The sequence below is a fragment of the Gardnerella sp. DNF00497B genome (assembly GCF_049262725.1).
Taxonomy (GTDB): Bacteria; Actinomycetota; Actinomycetes; order Actinomycetales; family Bifidobacteriaceae; genus Bifidobacterium; species Bifidobacterium leopoldii.
The window spans coordinates 195,347-212,764 of the sequence record NZ_CP058400.1 but is presented as its reverse complement, the minus strand read 5'-3'; the positions used below and the strand labels follow the sequence as shown (position 1 = coordinate 212,764).

At 46.0% G+C, this 17,418-nt stretch carries 14 protein-coding genes; 1 reads left to right on the top strand and 13 read right to left on the bottom strand.

Annotated features, from left to right (window positions below):
* Window positions 1-24: 24 nt before the first annotated feature.
* The 3 genes from rpmA to HXT26_RS00815 form a co-directional block, all read right to left on the bottom strand.
* Complete coding sequence (gene rpmA, locus HXT26_RS00825; RefSeq protein WP_004106248.1) at window positions 25-276, bottom strand: 50S ribosomal protein L27; 252 nt, start codon at window positions 274-276, stop codon at window positions 25-27.
* 33 nt (window positions 277-309) lie between these two features.
* Window positions 310-618 carry a 50S ribosomal protein L21 gene (rplU, locus tag HXT26_RS00820; RefSeq protein WP_004111933.1) on the bottom strand — a complete coding sequence of 103 codons (309 nt, stop codon included), beginning with the start codon at window positions 616-618 and terminating at the stop codon, window positions 310-312.
* 174 nt (window positions 619-792) lie between these two features.
* Window positions 793-4,077, bottom strand: a complete 3,285-nt coding sequence (locus HXT26_RS00815) for an Rne/Rng family ribonuclease (RefSeq protein ID WP_112928812.1) — start codon at window positions 4,075-4,077, stop codon at window positions 793-795.
* Between the two features lie 394 nt (window positions 4,078-4,471).
* Here HXT26_RS00815 and HXT26_RS00810 point away from each other — a divergent pair, with 394 nt between their 5' ends.
* The gene (locus tag HXT26_RS00810; protein WP_004106240.1) at window positions 4,472-5,413 is read left to right on the top strand and encodes an AEC family transporter; all 942 of its coding nucleotides are present in this window, start codon (window positions 4,472-4,474) and stop codon (window positions 5,411-5,413) included.
* Between the two features lie 221 nt (window positions 5,414-5,634).
* Here the strand turns inward: HXT26_RS00810 and HXT26_RS00805 are convergent, their stop codons facing one another.
* The 10 genes from HXT26_RS00805 to HXT26_RS00760 all read right to left on the bottom strand — a co-directional run bounded on the left by HXT26_RS00805 (window position 5,635) and on the right by HXT26_RS00760 (window position 17,376).
* Window positions 5,635-7,074, bottom strand: a complete 1,440-nt coding sequence (locus HXT26_RS00805; RefSeq protein WP_112928813.1) for a Maf family nucleotide pyrophosphatase — start codon at window positions 7,072-7,074, stop codon at window positions 5,635-5,637.
* Between the two features lie 33 nt (window positions 7,075-7,107).
* Entirely contained in the window at window positions 7,108-8,184 is a 1,077-nt protein-coding gene (gene thrB / locus HXT26_RS00800) for a homoserine kinase (RefSeq protein ID WP_032842465.1), read from the bottom strand.
* A gap of 18 nt (window positions 8,185-8,202) precedes the next feature.
* Complete coding sequence (locus HXT26_RS00795; RefSeq protein ID WP_004106232.1) at window positions 8,203-9,576, bottom strand: homoserine dehydrogenase; 1,374 nt, start codon at window positions 9,574-9,576, stop codon at window positions 8,203-8,205.
* Window positions 9,577-9,637: 61 nt separating this feature from the next.
* On the bottom strand, window positions 9,638-10,630 hold the full coding sequence (locus tag HXT26_RS00790) for a CPBP family intramembrane glutamic endopeptidase (RefSeq protein WP_004118563.1): 993 nt from the start codon (window positions 10,628-10,630) through the stop codon (window positions 9,638-9,640).
* 101 nt (window positions 10,631-10,731) lie between these two features.
* Window positions 10,732-11,874 (bottom strand): D-alanine--D-alanine ligase, encoded by a 1,143-nt coding sequence (locus tag HXT26_RS00785; RefSeq protein ID WP_174191631.1) that lies wholly within the window; start codon window positions 11,872-11,874, stop codon window positions 10,732-10,734.
* 72 nt (window positions 11,875-11,946) lie between these two features.
* Window positions 11,947-12,942 (bottom strand): NAD(P)H-dependent glycerol-3-phosphate dehydrogenase, encoded by a 996-nt coding sequence (locus HXT26_RS00780; RefSeq protein WP_422112009.1) that lies wholly within the window; start codon window positions 12,940-12,942, stop codon window positions 11,947-11,949.
* A 141-nt stretch (window positions 12,943-13,083) separates the two neighbouring features.
* Window positions 13,084-13,968 carry a lysophospholipid acyltransferase family protein gene (locus HXT26_RS00775; RefSeq protein ID WP_064340516.1) on the bottom strand — a complete coding sequence of 295 codons (885 nt, stop codon included), beginning with the start codon at window positions 13,966-13,968 and terminating at the stop codon, window positions 13,084-13,086.
* A gap of 20 nt (window positions 13,969-13,988) precedes the next feature.
* Window positions 13,989-14,852 (bottom strand): anchored repeat-type ABC transporter permease subunit, encoded by an 864-nt coding sequence (locus tag HXT26_RS00770; protein WP_064340515.1) that lies wholly within the window; start codon window positions 14,850-14,852, stop codon window positions 13,989-13,991.
* Window positions 14,852-15,640, bottom strand: coding sequence for an anchored repeat-type ABC transporter ATP-binding subunit (locus tag HXT26_RS00765; RefSeq protein ID WP_410295756.1), 789 nt, complete (start codon window positions 15,638-15,640; stop codon window positions 14,852-14,854). Before HXT26_RS00765 ends, HXT26_RS00770 begins: the two co-directional genes overlap by 1 nt.
* 20 nt (window positions 15,641-15,660) lie before the next feature.
* Window positions 15,661-17,376, bottom strand: coding sequence for an anchored repeat ABC transporter, substrate-binding protein (locus HXT26_RS00760; protein ID WP_004118551.1), 1,716 nt, complete (start codon window positions 17,374-17,376; stop codon window positions 15,661-15,663).
* Between the last annotated feature and the right edge of the window lie 42 nt (window positions 17,377-17,418).

The window sequence follows — 17,418 nt, the reverse complement described above, 5'->3', positions numbered from 1 at the left end:
GAAGCACTTTGGCTTAGCTAAAATTCAGGCGGTAACAACGTCAACAACCTTGCGGTCGCGACGGATACCGAACTTCACATTGCCGTCCACCAAAGCGTACAGCGTGTGATCCTTGCCCAAAGCAACATTCTGACCTGCGTGGAACTTAGTGCCGCGCTGACGAACGATAATGTTGCCAGCCACTACAGCTTCACCGCCAAACTTCTTAACACCAAGATATTGCGCTTGTGAGTCGCGACCGTTGCGCGAGCTAGACGCACCCTTCTTATGTGCCATCTCACTGTCCTTTCAGGTTTATAACACCGTCAATCAGGCGATGGCCGTGATCTTGACGAGAGTCAACTTCTGACGATGACCCTTGCGACGAGCCACACCAGTCTTGTTCTTATACTTCATAATGCTAATCTTTGGACCTTTGGCTTCGTCATTCAAGACTTCTGCCTTCACCGTGATCTTAGCAAGATCCTTGGCGCTTAAGGTCACCTTAGCACCGTCAACAACGAGCGCGACCGGGAATTCCACGGTATCGCCCTTCTTTGCATCGAGACGGTTCACGAGAATGGCGTCGCCAACCTCGACCTTCTCTTGATGGCCACCGGCCTTCACAATCGCGTACATAATTCGTTCCTTAGCTCAATTGAAAGCTTACTTTTGCCTTGCGCACAGCAAAACGCGCGCGGCAAGACACCGACTATCAAAAATACACCTACCCATGTACTAACGTCAAGTCGCTAGATTCATGAGTCAATGCAGACAATATTCAATATTGTACTCAAGGCATATACTTAGTCACTATTCAGAGGCGCAATCATCATTTTCTGTAGTTTCTTGCGTAGTTTCCTGCGTAGCATCTTGCATAGGTTCTTGCGTAGTATCTTGCGCAGGTTGCTCCGAAGTATACCCAGCAATCTCTTGCGTAGTATCCTCTAAATTATTTTCAATTAATTCTTCAGAAGTTTTATTCGCTTCACTAGTTTCCGCAACTTCACTAGTTTCAGCAGTTTCGCCAGCATCCGCAGTTTCGCCAGTTTCATCCGCCTTAGAAGATACAGACTCTTTGTCAGAATTCAAAAAATTGCTATACTGCGTTTCTTCTTCAGATTTATGAGCTGCGTCAGTAATTACAGATGCGGCAGCTATACGCGCTAACTTAGCTCTCACTTCCGCACTAGAACCCTGCTGCTTAACAGGCGCAGGCTGTTCCGTTGCGCTTCCGTGACCATACTTGTTTGTTTTAACAAAAGGATCTCCGCCCTTAAGCGCATAAGGATCTGCATATTCCGAAGAAACAGTAGGCTCATCGTGCAAAATAAATCCACGTCCCTTGCACGTTGGACACTCTTCAGAGAACGCTTCAACTAAGCCTTGGCCAACGCGTTTACGCGTCATTTGCACAAGACCAAGAGACGTAACTTCAGCAACCTGATGCTTCGTGCGATCCCTAGCCAAGCATTCCAAAAGCCTACGCAAAACCAAATCGCGGTTCGCTGGCATAACCATATCGACATAATCGATCATGACCATGCCACCAATATCGCGCAAACGAAGCTGGCGTGCAATCTCTTCAGAAGCCTCCAAATTACAACGAGTAACCGTTTCTTCCAAAGACTTACCACGCCCAATAAATCGTCCAGTATTCACATCGATCGTAGTCATTGCTTCCGTACGATCAATCACGATAGAGCCGCCAGCTGGCAAATAAACCTGACGCTCCATGCCCTTACGAAGCTGACTATCAATCTGCCACTTATCGAAAACGTCTTTGCCTTCATGCTCAGCAGGATCCCAATATTCAACCTTGCTGCGCAAATCTGGAGCCATCATCTCAAGATATTCATCAATTCGCTGACGCACTCCCTCGCCTTCCACAATAAGCTTTTGGAAGTCATCGTTGAAAATATCGCGCACAACACGAATTGCCACATCAGGCTCACCCTGTAACAACTTAGGACGCTTTCCATGCAAGTATTCTTCGCGCTTAGCTTCAATGCGCTCCCACTGCTTAACGAGCGAATCTAAATCTTTTTCAATCGACTCCTCGCTTGCACCGTCAGCAGCAGTACGAATAATAACACCCATATCTTTTGGCGCAATCTTCGACACAATAGCGCGCAAACGCGAGCGCTCTCGATCTGAAAGCTTGCGGCTTACACCTGTCATACCGCCAGATGGCACAAGCACTAAGAAACGCCCTGCAAGAGTTACTTGCGAAGTCAATCGAGCACCCTTATGTCCAATTGGATCCTTAGTAACCTGCACAAGCACAGGATCGCCAGACTTAAACGCAAGCTCAATCCTACGAGGCTGACCTTCAAGACGAGCCATATCCCAATTAACTTCGCCTGCATAAAGCACGCCATTTCGAGCCTGACCAATATCCACAAACGCAGCTTCCATGCTTGGAAGCACGTTTTGAATGCGCCCAAGATAAATATTTCCAACAGTAGCAACTTCTTGAATATCAGAAACATAATGTTCTACAAGAATATTGTCTTCAATAACGGAAATTTGCGTATGACGATCGCGCTCACGAACAACCATTAATCGTTCAACATTTTCACGACGAGCAAGGAAATCTTGCTCCATAAGAAGGTTTTGACGGCTACGCTCACGCCTATTATCTCTACGGCGTTGGCGCTTTGCTTCAAGTCGCGTAGAGCCTTCAATATCCGTAATTTCGTCTATATACTGCTGCTTGCGCGAGCGGCGAGAAGTCAAGTCGTCTTCGTTTGCATTAGTGTAGTCGGATGACTCTTCCTGAGAAGGTGCGGAATTCGTGTCATCGGAGGATTTAGAACGGCGGCGGCGACGGCGGCGCGTATAAAGAGTTTCTTCCTCATCTTGCTCACGAAGTTCTTCTGGATCTGGAATTAAATCGCGATCTTCTTGAGAGACTTCATCTAGACTTGTGCGTTTTGTGCGAGAATTCACGTCATCGTCAAGATCATTTGAAATATCAATGTCTAAATCGCGACTTCCGTTGCGGCTTTCATTTCGATCAGTGCGAGAGCTACGACGGCGACGACGGCGACGCGTAATCATTATTTCATCGTCATCGTTGCCATTATTCGCATTATAATCGTCGTTTGTACCTCTGTTATCGCCTTCGTCACTGCTATTGCGGCTATCTCTGCTATTGCTACCGCCTCTGCTGTCTACTGCACCGTTTTCATTTCGAGCGTCATCATCATTAGAGATGTTATTCGACATATTGCGACGATTAGAACGCCTATTCGAAGTATTTTCTGCAGATAAAATATCGCTAACATCAAGAGTTTCATCGATGCGCGTATCAATGGGAGCATAAACAATATTGTCGTATGCAAGATCCTCTTCAATTTGCTCAACTTCAGCTGCAGCACGTCGCTCAACAGCATTCAATCTGCGAGAACGGCGAGAACGCTGGCTTTTGCGAGTTTTTTCGTCGCGATCATCTTGCGAATCCTGAAAATTCTTAGCGTACTCAGAATCTTGAGAATACATAGAATGACTTGTTTCACGCGATGTTTCACGACTATTCCCTCTGCCACTATCACGCTTTATTTCGCTTGAATTCTCGCGTCTTTCAGAACGAGACTTGCGTTCGCTACTATCACGACTATCACGAGAATCACGGCTATTGCGTCCACCGCGCCTTCCGCGAGAAATATCACGTAAATCATCGCGCAAATCATCATTCAAGCCATCACGCGAGTTGTCACGCAAGTCATTACGCGAACTGCTGCTTTCCTCGCTACGATCGTTCACTACCTTAGGAAGAACTGGCTCCTGGAATAGGAGCGAAGTTATTGGGCGCGATTTAACAACATGCGGCTCAGAATTCTTCGCACTAGAATCCTCAACTTTTAGTTCCATTGCTTCTCCAGCCGCACCGGCACCACGAGTAACTCGTCGACCGCGACGGCGACGCGTAACGCCAGAGCTTTGCTGCAAAGTATCACCGGCAGCCATATTACTTTCCGCAAAATCTGTAGATTGCATTATTCCGGACATTTCCGCAGAAGTAGCGGTTTTAGACACAGTTCTACTATTTTCAGCTTCAGATTCATTGAAGCGTTCTCTTATTATTCTGGGCACTATGCTCCTCACGAGACGCTGCATCGCCTCGCATCCCTGGCTTTAAGTTAAGCACGCACGTGCGCGAGCCACCCCAAAGCTCTCTACAAAGTCTAGCTGCGCGACAGCGGACGCCAGCCTCGGAAAACGCTCACGAGGGGATCGACGCCATCGATTGCCTGGCGGCTTGCAGTGCCACCGCTCTCTAGTATGCCATATTGCCGAGTCAAATATATGACTCGTTGAATATTAAAATTTGCATCGCTGTTTTTAAGCCAATTAGCAGTTACTAAAAATTCCAATAATTTCAAACTTATCCATAGCGCACATAAAAGTTGCGTATCTCTCCTATAGTTACAGCATAGGTTCGCACGCATGCAATTTGCGTGCGATTAACGAATTTTGGAGGCAAGAAATGGGCTTAATCAGCGCAATGCAAGGCTTTTGCGTAATTGGCATTGTTATTGCTGCAGGCTACGTTACTGCTCGCATGCGCGTTGGCGGTTCACAGGCTCAAATGGTCCTAAATCGCGTAAGTTTTTTCGTTTCCAGCCCTTGCTTAATGTTTGCAATACTTTCTAAAGAGCCTATTTTTGAGATTTTTCACTCTTCGATTTTTGTTGCATTCTTTTCTGCGATGATTGTTGGAGTTGCGTTCGTTCTGCTTAATCGCTTTTGCTTCCATCTTCCTGCAGCTGACTGCACTATAGGTGCTCTCAATTCTCTTTATTTAAATTCCAACAATATTGGCTTGCCGGTTGCGACTTATATTTTGGGAAATCCTGCGCTTGTTGCTCCGATTTTAGTTATGCAACAGGCTGTATTTACTCCTGTTGGTTTGACTGTTCTCGACATTACAACTACTGGAAAATGTTCTCTCAAGCGCATTGCACAGCAGCCTTTAAAACAACCACTTTTAATTGGTTCGCTTGGGGGAATTATTATTTCTGCAATTTCCGCAAAAGTTGGCTACTTCCCTGTTCCTAATTTTCTTTACGATCCAATTAAGATGATTGGCGATTCTGCAGTTCCAATGATTTTAATGGCTTTTGGAATGTCGCTTTACGGCAGCAAGCCTTTGCAAAAAGATTCTAATCGAGCTGCTATTGCCACGGTTGCTGTGTTAAAAAATCTTATTATGCCTGCAATTGCGTTTTTGCTAGCTTATTTTGTGATGGGTTTCCGCGGGGCGACTTTGTATGCGTGCGTTGTGTTAGCTGCTCTTCCAACTGGTCAAAACGTTTACAATTATGCTGCGCGCTACAACGTCGGCTTAAGTTTTGCGCGCGACGGCATACTGTTTTCTACTGTCACTAGCCCAATTTGCATAGCCGTAATTGCCGCAATTTTGGGATGATTTCGTGCGCAGTTTATGCCGCCTACGCGCGCAATGCTGCGCTCAGGCAGGTCGGAGCGCACACAAAACACAACCCAGTTTCTAAAACCCAACCACACAAACCTGCCCTGCCTTCGTCAATCGAGACGAAGGCAGACCTCGCTTGCGTTGAAAGCACACCGCGCTTTCAACCCTAAGCAAGCTCGGCGCTCCGAGTTGCTTTCGCGCGCGCTGTGCTGCGCTCAAGCATGTCGGAGCGCTAACTCATCAAGGCGCGCACGGAAAGACGGCCAATCCGTGCGCATTGCCGTAAGCAACTTCAGCTTAGGCACGTCGTCAATTGGCACCCACTTAATTTCCATACTCTCGTCGTCGTGCGCGCAAGGATCCACACTATGCCCCGGCTTTTCAAACGCAAAAACCGTTGTATAACACCAGTTTCCGTGATCCTCGCGGTAAGCTCCAACAACTTCAATATCTCCCGAAGTAATATTTGCTTCCTCGAAAGACTCACGCAATGCGCCCTCAATCGCGCTTTCTCCATCGGAAATTGCGCCACCAGGGATGCCCCAAGTGCCACCTTCAGCGCTCCAAAGCGCGCGATGTTGCATCACAACGTGCGTCACGCGACCAGTTTCGGCATCTCGCCTAGCAAGCAGAACTCCAGCAGCACCGTTATGACCCCAATGCCTGCGACCACAATCGCAATGCACCCAGCCATCTCCCGGCTGATGCACATTTTCTTTAGGCACTTCCGTGGAAGTCGGATCATTCTTTTCGCCAGTTTCTTCCAAGCTTTCCTTATTCCACAAATCCGGCCAAGCATATCCAAGCTCTGAAACCATTTGTCTCAGCAGCGGCAAGCTGATTCCAAGAACACCGTGAGGATCTCCATTAATGCTTTCAATAAAAGCTCCGCCAAAACCTTCTAGTGTAAAGGATCCTGCAACTTCTAGAGGTTCACCAGTTGCTACATACGCGCGAATTTCCGCGTCACTCATTTGCGCAAAAGTTACGCTTGCATGACTTGTTTTGCAAATAGTTTTGCCGGTTTTTGCGTCGATTAAGCAGTGGCCAGTCCACAATTGTCCTGTTTTTCCGCTCATCTGCTTGATTCTCTCAAATGCCACTTCAGGAGTATGCGGCTTTCCGTAGCACTCACCATCGAGTAAGAACATGGAATCGCAGCCAACAATCAGCACACCGCTACAATCATGAGAAGATTTATTTGTATATGCAAAATCGTGAATATCGAAAGTTTTTGTAGGAACAGTAACGCCTGAAAAATCGCGAGTTTGCGCCGTATCTACGTTATGCGTTACGTCTGATTGCGAATCGCTTGCTAAAGCATTACCAGCAGATTTCGCAGTTTCTGCAAGTTCAGAAGATTCAGTTTCAGCTTCCAGCGGATACCCCACAACTAAATCGCCACTAGCCGAAGCAGCCGTATCCGCCACACGTTTCCACGCATGGTACACAGCTTGAGCTTTTGCGCGAGCCAAAATAGAAACTCGCTGCTCAGCACTCAACTGCTCAACGCTTGCACCTCGCTCACTAGCGGCATCACGCAAAGCCGCCGGCTCATCCACTTCGCTTACGTGAATTACCGGAATCACGCCAGCCGCCGCCAAAACCGCTCTACGCGAAGGAGACTGCGAGGCTAAAATCAACGAAACTGTCATACCTTACCCTTCCCTTTTACAACTTCACACAACTTATTCGCGAGTTATTGCAACGCCAGTAGAATCAACAGGCACGTGCAAAACGCGCCAGCCCGTACGCGAAAGCCACGGCTCGGCAATTGCGTCGATTTTTTGAGCTGCACTCTTGTTATACTCGGCATCTCCTGCATAAAATACAGCAACGCACGATCCTGCTCCCGAAATCGCTGCCGCAAAACCATGCTCGCGCAACGTCTCCACCAGCTTCCACGAATCTTTCATAAGATTTGCACGATACGTTTGATGAAGAGCATCTTGAGTTGCTGCAAAAAGTAGCGCATTTCGCGAAATATCAGATTTTACTGTGCCTAATTTATTTTCAGAATCGCTATTTAACTCACCAAAAGCAACCGGAAGCATTGCAGCTCGCGACACATTAAATATTGCGTCACCATACGGCACTTTTGCTGGAAGCGCGCGTCTAGCAAGCTCTGTAGAAAGCTCGAAATCAGGAACGAATACCGACACAGAAATATCTTGCGAAACTTTGTATCGCACAGTATGAAAACCGGTAGAAAGCGGAGCTTCGCAATCTCCAGCCACGCGCACAGAACCTTTGCCTTCCCCAGCATCAAGCTTCCAACTCATCGTCAAACCGCCAAAAACTGCAGGAGCAACATTGTCTGGATGACCTTCAATTGCGGCCGCAATTTCGAAAATTGCTTCGCGATTAAGATCACCTTCGTGAGCAAAAGCCCAAGCAGCAGCAACTGCAGCAACAATCGCTTCTGCAGAAGAGCCCATACCGCGCGCTTGCGGAATCCGATTATGCGCTTCTAACGTAAATCGCAAGTTTGGCAGACCAAATATTTTGCAAGCTTTGCGAAAAGTCGCTACAACTAGATGCGTTTCATCTTTTGGAAGCGTATCCTCGCCTTCGCCGTGAATAATTACGCGCACGTTTCCAGCATAATCGAGCGAATCAAGCGAATTTTTAGAACGATTATCATCCAGAGTAAAAACTAAAGAATCCGCATAATCAAGCGCAATACCGGCTGCATCAAACCCAGAACCAAGATTTGCGCTAGTTGCTGGCACGCGCACGGAAACACTGTTACATACTGGCTTCATACGATCACCTGCAGCTTTTCACTTTATAACGCGCAAAACTAGCGGCTTTCCGCACACAACGTCCAACTTCTGCAAATCCTCGCAAATAGCTTGAACCGCAGCTTCCGAACATTCGCTCACAAGCACGCGCACACTGCCAGGTCCACCAAGACCGCACTGTGGGCAATCCGAATCACCTTCAGTTTGAGAATACTTAGCTTGACACGCCGAAGCCAAACGCTCATACACAACGCCATGATCTGCAAAAACATCCATAACTTCGCTGCACAAAGCCAAAGAAGTATCTTCCATATTGCAACGAATCACAAAATCTGCTCTGGTCTGCTCGCTAGAGGCCGGCACATACTTGTTGTACATTGGCACGCCAAAACCTGCGCATCCACGCACAAGATTTCGAGCAGCACTAACAACATCTCCAACAACAGCACTTGCAGTTGGAGCGCCGCCGGCACCGCGTCCGTAGAACATCAAATCATCTGCAGCCTGCGCCTTCACAAATACAGCATTAAAACTGCCATGAACCGACGCCAAAGGGTGCTCCGCGCCAACAAGCGCCGGATACACACTAACGCTTACTCCGCCATCTGAGTTTGATTCGCCGTCGCAATGCCTTTCAACTGCTGCAAGTAGCTTAATTACACGCTTTTCCGCGCTCGCTGCAGCAATATCTTCAGAGTCAATCGCGCTAATTCCTTCAACAGAAACATCGTCAATACTTACCGGCATTTGGAATGCGAGAGTTGCAAGAATCGCAGCTTTATTTGCAGCATCGAAACCTTCAACATCTCCGGTCGGATCCGCCTCAGCATAACCCTTTTCTTGAGCTGCGCGTAAAGCCGAGTCAAAATCAAGTCCGCGCACAGTCATTTCGTCAAGAATATAGTTGGTAGTTCCGTTTACAATCCCGAAAATTTGCGTAATTTCGTCGCCAATAAGTGACTCTCGAAGCGGTCGAACAATAGGAATCGCTCCTGCTACAGCCGCCTCAAAGTACAAGTCAACTCCGTGACTTTCTGCACACTCGTATAATTCCGGACCAAACTTTGCAAGCAACGCTTTATTTGCAGTAACAACAGATTTTCCATGGCATAGCGCACTTTTTACAAAAGTATGAGCCGGCTCAAGTCCGCCAATAAGCTCGATTACAATATCAACGTCTTCGCGGGTGCACAAAGAGGCAGTGTCTGTAGTTAGCAAATCACGCTTAATCCAAGGAGCGTCAACTTCTTCCGGATGCAAGCACGCAACTCCTGCAAGCTCAATATTTGCACCAATTCTAGCCGCAAGTTCATCACTCTGCTCAACTATAAGTCGCGCTGTTTGCGAACCGACTGTTCCGGCACCAAGCAATCCAACGCGAATAGTTTTATTGGCTAATTTTTTGCTTAACATATAACTCGCCTCCTTAAGTCATGAATTTTGAATTTTTGTTTTTCGTTACGAAAAATAGCAGTTACGAAAAAAGCATCATCACATTAAGAATCACAGAAATAATCAAAAATGCAATTACACCTACGGTTCCATAAAGTGATTTCAAATTATTTTCCTTAGGCAATTCCAAAGGCGCATCAAAGAAAACTAAATATCGGCGACTACGAGCAAGTAACACTATTCCAACTACAAGCACTGCAAACACAAATATGCTATATAATCCAGCTAGCACAAATCCAGAAGGCAAATCCATTAACTCTTTATTCGATAATTTGTCAATTTCTATAACATTCCCGTTTGCATCTGTCATCTGTTTTAGTAACCATAAAGCAACAACGCTTCCTTGGAAGTTCACAATCATGTGAAGAAATATGCTGTAACGCAATTTAGAAGTGCGTACGTACATGTACCCGAGAATAAGCCCAAGCCCGAAAGCGTAGAAAAATTGGAATATATTCATGTGGAATAATGCAAAAGCTAAAGCAGAGAACACAATTGCTTTCTTTTCGCCATACACACGCAATCGAGAAAGTATTTGCTTTCTAAAAAACCATTCTTCCATAATAGGAGCAAGAATCACTACGAACACAAACGTTTCCCACATATTTCCAGACACAATAGTCTCTGAAATGCGATTTTCTGCTTTACCGTCTGTAATAATTGAAGCTAATGTTGTACCAATTAAGTTTCCTCCATACATAACTGGCACACTAACTGCGTAGAATCCCAAAAATTGACGCAAAGACATAGAAAATTCACGCGACGCAAGAGTTGGTACTGCTCGCATAATCAGCATTGCAATAGGAAGCGCTATTAAATATTGCGCAATGTCAGACACTAATATTGTTGCAATAGATTTTTCTAAAAATTCTTTAGGCAAAAAATACGGAAAACACATACCTAATGCATATGCAGCAGCAATCCACACAACCATGAACATGCATAATGACATTCCAATAGTTCCCTGCCGCTTTCGCGCCAACAAATATGTGTCGTCATGTTGTATCTCTTGCATACTCATTCCTTTTGTTATTCTTTACGCTTTATTGTGATTTTTCGCTTTTTATTTGACGTGTGCTACGTTTGCGCTGCTTGCGCTACTCGCACTATTCACACTTACTTAAGCACACCCTCAATAAGCTTCGTAATTAAATCGCCATAGCTTATTCCGGTTGCTTCCCAAGCTTTTGGATACATGGAGATTGGCGTAAACCCAGGCATTGTATTGATTTCGTTGATCATCACATGACCTTCAGGAGTCACGAACGAATCAACACGGCTTAATCCTCTACCGTCTGCTGCTTTGAATGCTGCGAGCACTGTTTTACGCACGAGCTCCAAAGTTTCCGCAGGAAGATCTGCTGGAACTTCCACGTGCGAAGCCGCGGAATCCATGTATTTGCTATCAAAATCGTAGAACTGATCTTCGCCAGCCTGACGCTTGTCTAACACAATTTCACCTGGCAAACTTACTTTCGGCTCCTCGCCATCGCGAGCTGCAAGAACCGCACACTCGATCTCGCGCGCGTTAATTCCTTGCTCTACTAGCACTCGCCAATCGTGCTTCGAAGCTTCAAAAACGGCTTGTGCTAAAGCCTTAGCATCATGCGATTCCACTTTTGTTACGCCAAAACTAGATCCTGCACGGCTTGGTTTTACAAAAAGCGGATACTCGAGTTTTGCTGCCTCAACTTGCGCAAGCATTTCGTTTGCGTACGCAGCAAAGCGATTCGTCGAGTCACTTGCAAATTTTCTAGCATCCAACGCAATTCCTGGAGCGACATCAATTCCGGCAGCCTTAAACAGTTGCTTTGCGTAGTATTTATCCATGCATGCAGCCGAAGCCAACACTCCGCAACCGACGTACGGCACTTGCATCATTTCTAGCAAACCTTGCAAAGTGCCATCTTCACCGTTTGGACCATGAAGAACTGGGAAAACAGCGTCGATATGACCTAAACTTTCAAGCGTGTCGTCCGCTTTTCGCACCAAGAATCCGTCTGCACCCTTTGCAGGGTCAAGCACAACATCGCGCGTTCCAGCGGTTTTTGTGATTACTGGCAACTCGCCTTCTTCCATGCGGAAGTTACGAGGATCTTCACCACCAACAATCCATTCGCCTTGTTTTGTGATTGCGATCCGCACAATGTCAAAACGATTTTCGTCTACAGCACTGAGCACTCCAGCAGCAGATATGCAAGAAATCGAATGTTCGTCTGCCTTACCGCCATACAAGAACACTACACGCTTTTTCGTCATTTTTTTCCTTTATATATTTTTGAATTATTCTAGTTATTTTGGATTAGTTTTGATTATTTTTGCAAACGCTACTTACTCTTCGCAAACATCGTCGTCGAAAAGCATTGCGAGCATTTCTTGGCAGAAAATTCCTTCTTCAAGCACGCGAGCCATTGCACTTGCAAGCGGAGTTGCAACACCCAAACGCTTGCCCATTGCAACTACTGCACTTGTGGTTGGCACGCCTTCTGCAACACCATTGCTTACGGCAGTTGCTTCTTCAACGCTCATGCCTTTTCCAAGATTTGCACCGAAAGTATAGTTGCGGCTTAGAGGAGATCCACAAGTTGCAACTAAATCACCAAAGCCAGCAAGACCTGCAAAAGTGCGCGAATCTGCGCCTTCTGCTACGCCCAATGCCGTCAATTCTGCCAAACCGCGCGTTTCAATCATAGCCGCCGTATTTTCGCCATATCCTGCGCCTCGAGCCATACCAACTGCGAGCGCAACCACGTTTTTAAGCGAGCCACACATTTCTACGCCGATTACGTCTGTTGACACAAATGCTTTAAAGTAGCTGTTTGAGCATGCTTTTGCAACTACTTCTGCCTGAGATTTTTCTGCGCAAGCAACTACTGCTGCAGCCGGGTGGCGAGATGCAACTTCCTTGCTCAAGTTTGGTCCGGAAAGTGCAGCAAAACGGTTACGCGGTAAGTTCAAAGCTTCGCACACAACTTCATCCATACGTTTGCCGGTTGTGCGCTCAATGCCTTTCATAAGCGAAACAACGATCGCATTTTGTGGAATCAAACCCACAAAACCTTCCAACGCAACGCGAGCAAACTGTGCCGCAATCGCCACGACTACAATATCCGCATTCGCAACAGCCTCTGCTCGATCCCCAGTTGCAGTCATGTTTTCTGGAAGTTTTTCTACGCTAGGCAGACGCACGCCATTATGATGATGATCGCGAATTCCTTCAACAATTTCCGGCTCTATTGCCCACATTGTCACTTGATTTCCTGCATCCGCAAGTACTTGTCCAAACGCAGTTCCCCAAGCACCAGCACCCAACACCGTAACGTTCATGTTTTACGTCCTGCCTTTCGGTTGTGAGTTTTATAAGCTACTGTATAGCTATTTATTTGTAATCACACTATTACATAATTCTACACATGCCGCTTTACGGGATTTTTAAAAGATACTTTATTTTATTCTTCTGTATATTTTTTATTCTTCCGTAACGCGTTTCATCTGCCTGTAATCGAAGTATCCTGCAGGAGATTTTTCTCCACGAATTTCTTCCATAATCTGCGTCATACGCACACGCACGCGACGAGCCAACTCTTCAGCAGATTCAAGAGGAGGTAGCTCTCCCCAATTTTCACTCCCCTTTAGCAAGTCAGCATAATCGAGTTGGGTATCGTAGCACATTACAACATTTTTCTTTGGCCATGGCCACCAGTGGTTAATGCTTGCTGCGCCCCATGTAACCGCGCAAAATAGCGGAATCTGATGTCCGAGTCTGCGCGATGCTTCGAGAGCAATTATACCAATTCCGGGCTTCATGCTCATAGGCCATTTTTTAGGATCGCGCGTAACTGTTCCTTCAGGCCATACACTTAAAGGTCTGCCATTGGTGAGGATTTTAATAGATTCTTCTTCTATTTCTCGCGCTTTTCCGCTTCTGCGAGGAACCGGCTGCATGCCTACAAGTTGGAACCATTTGCCTAAGATTGGCCAGTGAGCGAGTTCCGCTTTTGCCATGTAGCGCGGACGACGACCTTGGTGGAATAGTGCAGTCATAGGTATGAAAACGTCAAACATCGTCACGTGTGTGCAAGCTGTAATAAACACGCCTTCTTCTGGCACGTTTTCCAATCCCCACGCCTTTACTTTGCAGCGCGAACGCAATACGCGCGACGTTCCTTCGAGCAGTCTTTCGGCGGCTTTAGGATTTTGCGCGTCAATTTCTACCTGATTTGGCTTGCGTTTTCCTGTCGGATAGTAATACGTTGGGTCAACTAAATTGTGTTTACTTGCTAAAAGCTTTACTTGCTCATCACTGAGTGGTTTTACTGCACTTCTTGGCGAAGGTTTTCCTTTTGATACCATGCTTTCTATTGTGCAGCATGCTATAAACCTACGCTACGACCTACTTTTGCAATCAACCCATGTTTAGGAGAGCACGCCCAAGCGAGCACAAAGAGAGCGGTTGCTACGAGCACAATTGTTCCGCCCGTTGCTGTATCAAAGCTCCACGAAATATACATTCCAACAATCGAAGAAACGCAACCAATAACAGGAGCTAAAACCATCATCCTAGATAGCCGATCAGTAAGCAGTCGCGCAGTTGCAGCAGGAGTCACAAGCAGAGCAAGCACAAGCACGTTTCCAATAATTTGCACGGAAACAACTACAGCGATAGCCACTAACACGTACAACATTCCATCTAGCCATGCAACCGGCAATCCCATTGCGCGCGAAGTTTCTCGATCCATCGATACGCAAACAAGCTCTTTGTGGAACATGCATAATATAGCCAAAATAATCAAACCAGTAATAGCAACAACAGCAATATCTGAATCAGGAATACCTGTAATCGAGCCAAACAAGAAGGATTCTAAGGATCCAGCGTAGCCAGATGCTTTAGAAATAATCACAATTCCAAGAGCAAAAGCAGATACGAAAAATACGCCAATAAATGAGTCTTCGCGAAGCCTACGGTTTTGGCTAAAAATAGATACGATTAGCGCGGTTGCAACTCCTGCGAGTGCTCCTCCAAATAGCAGATTTCCTTGCAATACGAAGGCTATAGCAAGTCCTGGGAATACTGAGTGAGCTACAGCATCTCCAATAAACGCCATTCCTCTAAGCACTACATAGCATCCAACTACACCACAAATTACGCTAGAAAGGCACGCTACAATAAGTGCTTTTAGCAAAAACCAAAGGTCCGGATTTGTTAAATCTTGTATAAATTCTATTGGAGATAACATTACTCTTTTACCACACTTTCCTTACCAATTACGCGCTCAACTGCTTTAATAAGCGGATTTTGCGGAGCTACGTGGAAGGTTTGTACCCACTGTTCTGTTTGCAAATTTTGCGGATCGTCGTCGCCCACAATAGTGCCATCAAATAGCATTATTCTCGAGCATGAGTTAATTGAGCCAATAATATCGTGTGAGCTCATGAGAATTGCTTCACCAGAAGCAGACAATTTCAAGAACAAATCGGTAAGCAGCTCCTGAGTAGGCATATCGAGTCCAGTAAACGGTTCGTCGAGCAAAAGTAAACGCGGCTCTCCAGCTAATGCTCTAGCAACAAGCACGCGTTGCCGCTGGCCTCCAGAAAGTTCTCCAATCGTGCGATCTTGGAAATCAGCCATTCCTGTGCGTTCAAGCGAGTTTAATGCGATCTCGTAATCTTCTTTTTTAGCGCGGCGAACGTAACCAATATGACGAATCCTACCCATCATCACTACATCTAAAACAGAAAGTGGGAAATCCCACGCAATATCGTGACGTTGTGGCACATACCCAACGTAAGATACGCGAGAATTAAGTTTTGCACCTTCCATATGAGGAGCACGCACTTCGAGTTTTCCAGTATGTGGAATCAAACCCATAATTGCACGAAATAGCGTTGTTTTACCGGCACCGTTTGCACCAAGCAATCCCACAAATTCGCCACTATTAATGGTAAAAGAAACGTCTTTTACCACAGCGCGATTCCCGTACGAAATATTCAAATTGTGTGCGCAAATTACTGCATTTTCTTCCATATTTACTACCTTTAACACTTTCACTTCAAACATTTCGCTAAAGAATCCGCGTTAGCTCGCATCATATCCGCGTAAGTTCGCACATTTGCGTCGAAAGCGTCACCATAAATTGGGCAAACTTTCACATGCGCTTCAGACGCAAGCTCTTTAAGCACAGACGAGCGAGAAATTAAATTCGGCTCTAAAAACACTGCAGGGATTTCCAAGTCGCGCAAAATTTGCGAAAGTCTGCGCCTATCTTGCACGCTTGGCTCGCTTGAAGGGTTGATTGTTACAAATCCCGCAATATTTACGCCATAAGCTTTACCTAAGTATGCAAAAGCGTCATGCGTTGTAACCAAGTTGCGACGCTCTTTTGGAATTGACGCCACTTTTTGCCTCATATACGCGTCTACATCTAATAGCTTGTTAATGTATCGGTCCGCATTTGCGCGATATTTGCGAGCATTTTTAGGATCGACTTCACACAAGCGGTCAGCTATTGTGCGCACATAAGCAATTCCGTTTTTCACTGACTGCCATAAATGCGGATCAATATCTCCGTGAACATGTTTTCCAAGAACAGCTTGTGGAAGTTGATAGATTTTCTGCCGTGCAAATCCAAGGAATCTATAGCCTTGTTCAGCTGGAATTTCTTTTAAAGCATTAGTCGGCACTTCTACTACTACATCTCGCGGCTCATAATACACGCGCTTTGGTGCAACCGACCGCTTTTCTTGCAAAGTGTCAACTCTGTACAAAAATCCGCGTTTAGCTAAATCGTAAGCCAAATCTGCATGGCCTTGATTCAAAACTACACTAGCTCCACGCTTTTTCGCTAATTTCTGCGCGTTAATGCCAACAGCAAAACGCATAGTTGCGTTTCCTAAACTTGCAACCCTCTCGTTTTGAGCATTGAGCATATCTGCGTGAAAACCGAGAGTATATTCTCCTGGCTTACTAAAAGCCCAACTTAAATGCGTGTGCGCGTCCGCAGGCAAATCCACATGATCTTCATCGTTAATTCCGTTTGCTGAATTAACGTAAGTTTCTACACTTCCAAAAGTGCCAGTAAGGTAAGCGAAAAGCGAACCAGGACCAGTTACTTTAGTTGCAGTTAAGCGGATCCTGTCCGAACGCTTCATGTTGTATGCTTTTGGCTTTATTACAGTAGCGCGTCCTTCTTTCGTTACAGTGGAAGGCGCGTTTGATTGCGAAGATTGAGAAACCTGAGAAGACTGCGACTTATCAGATTTCTCTTGAGATTTTTGTTGCTCTTTAGTATCTTCAGCTTCCTCAACCGTCTGCGAAGTTTGGCGTTCTGTAGCAAGACCAAGCCAAATAGTGTCCAACGACACATCTTCGACCATTGGAATAATATCCGCCGCATGTTTCACGCTTTCTTCAGCAAGTTGCACATTCGGCACGCCTTTTCGCAAATTCGCATCTAAAGCAGTAATAACACCATGCTCCTCAAGCATCATGTAATTACTAAAAGCCACGTCCGCATACACAACATCTCTGATTGAACGCAATCGCGGCTCGTAAGAGTGCGGATCTGCATTATCAGGTACGATTGAACTCACATTTGCAGCATCCCCTGCTACATTCGCCACCATATCACGCAAAACGCCTGTAGTTGTAACTACATTAATGCGACCATCGCGATGTCCTGCACGATTCCCATTAGCACTACCACAAGCAGAAAGCGGCAAAATAAGCGCGACGACTGCAATTGCACCAATCGAAGAAAACAAAGTTTGCTTTACTCTTCTGGGCCTATGAATCACCCTTACACA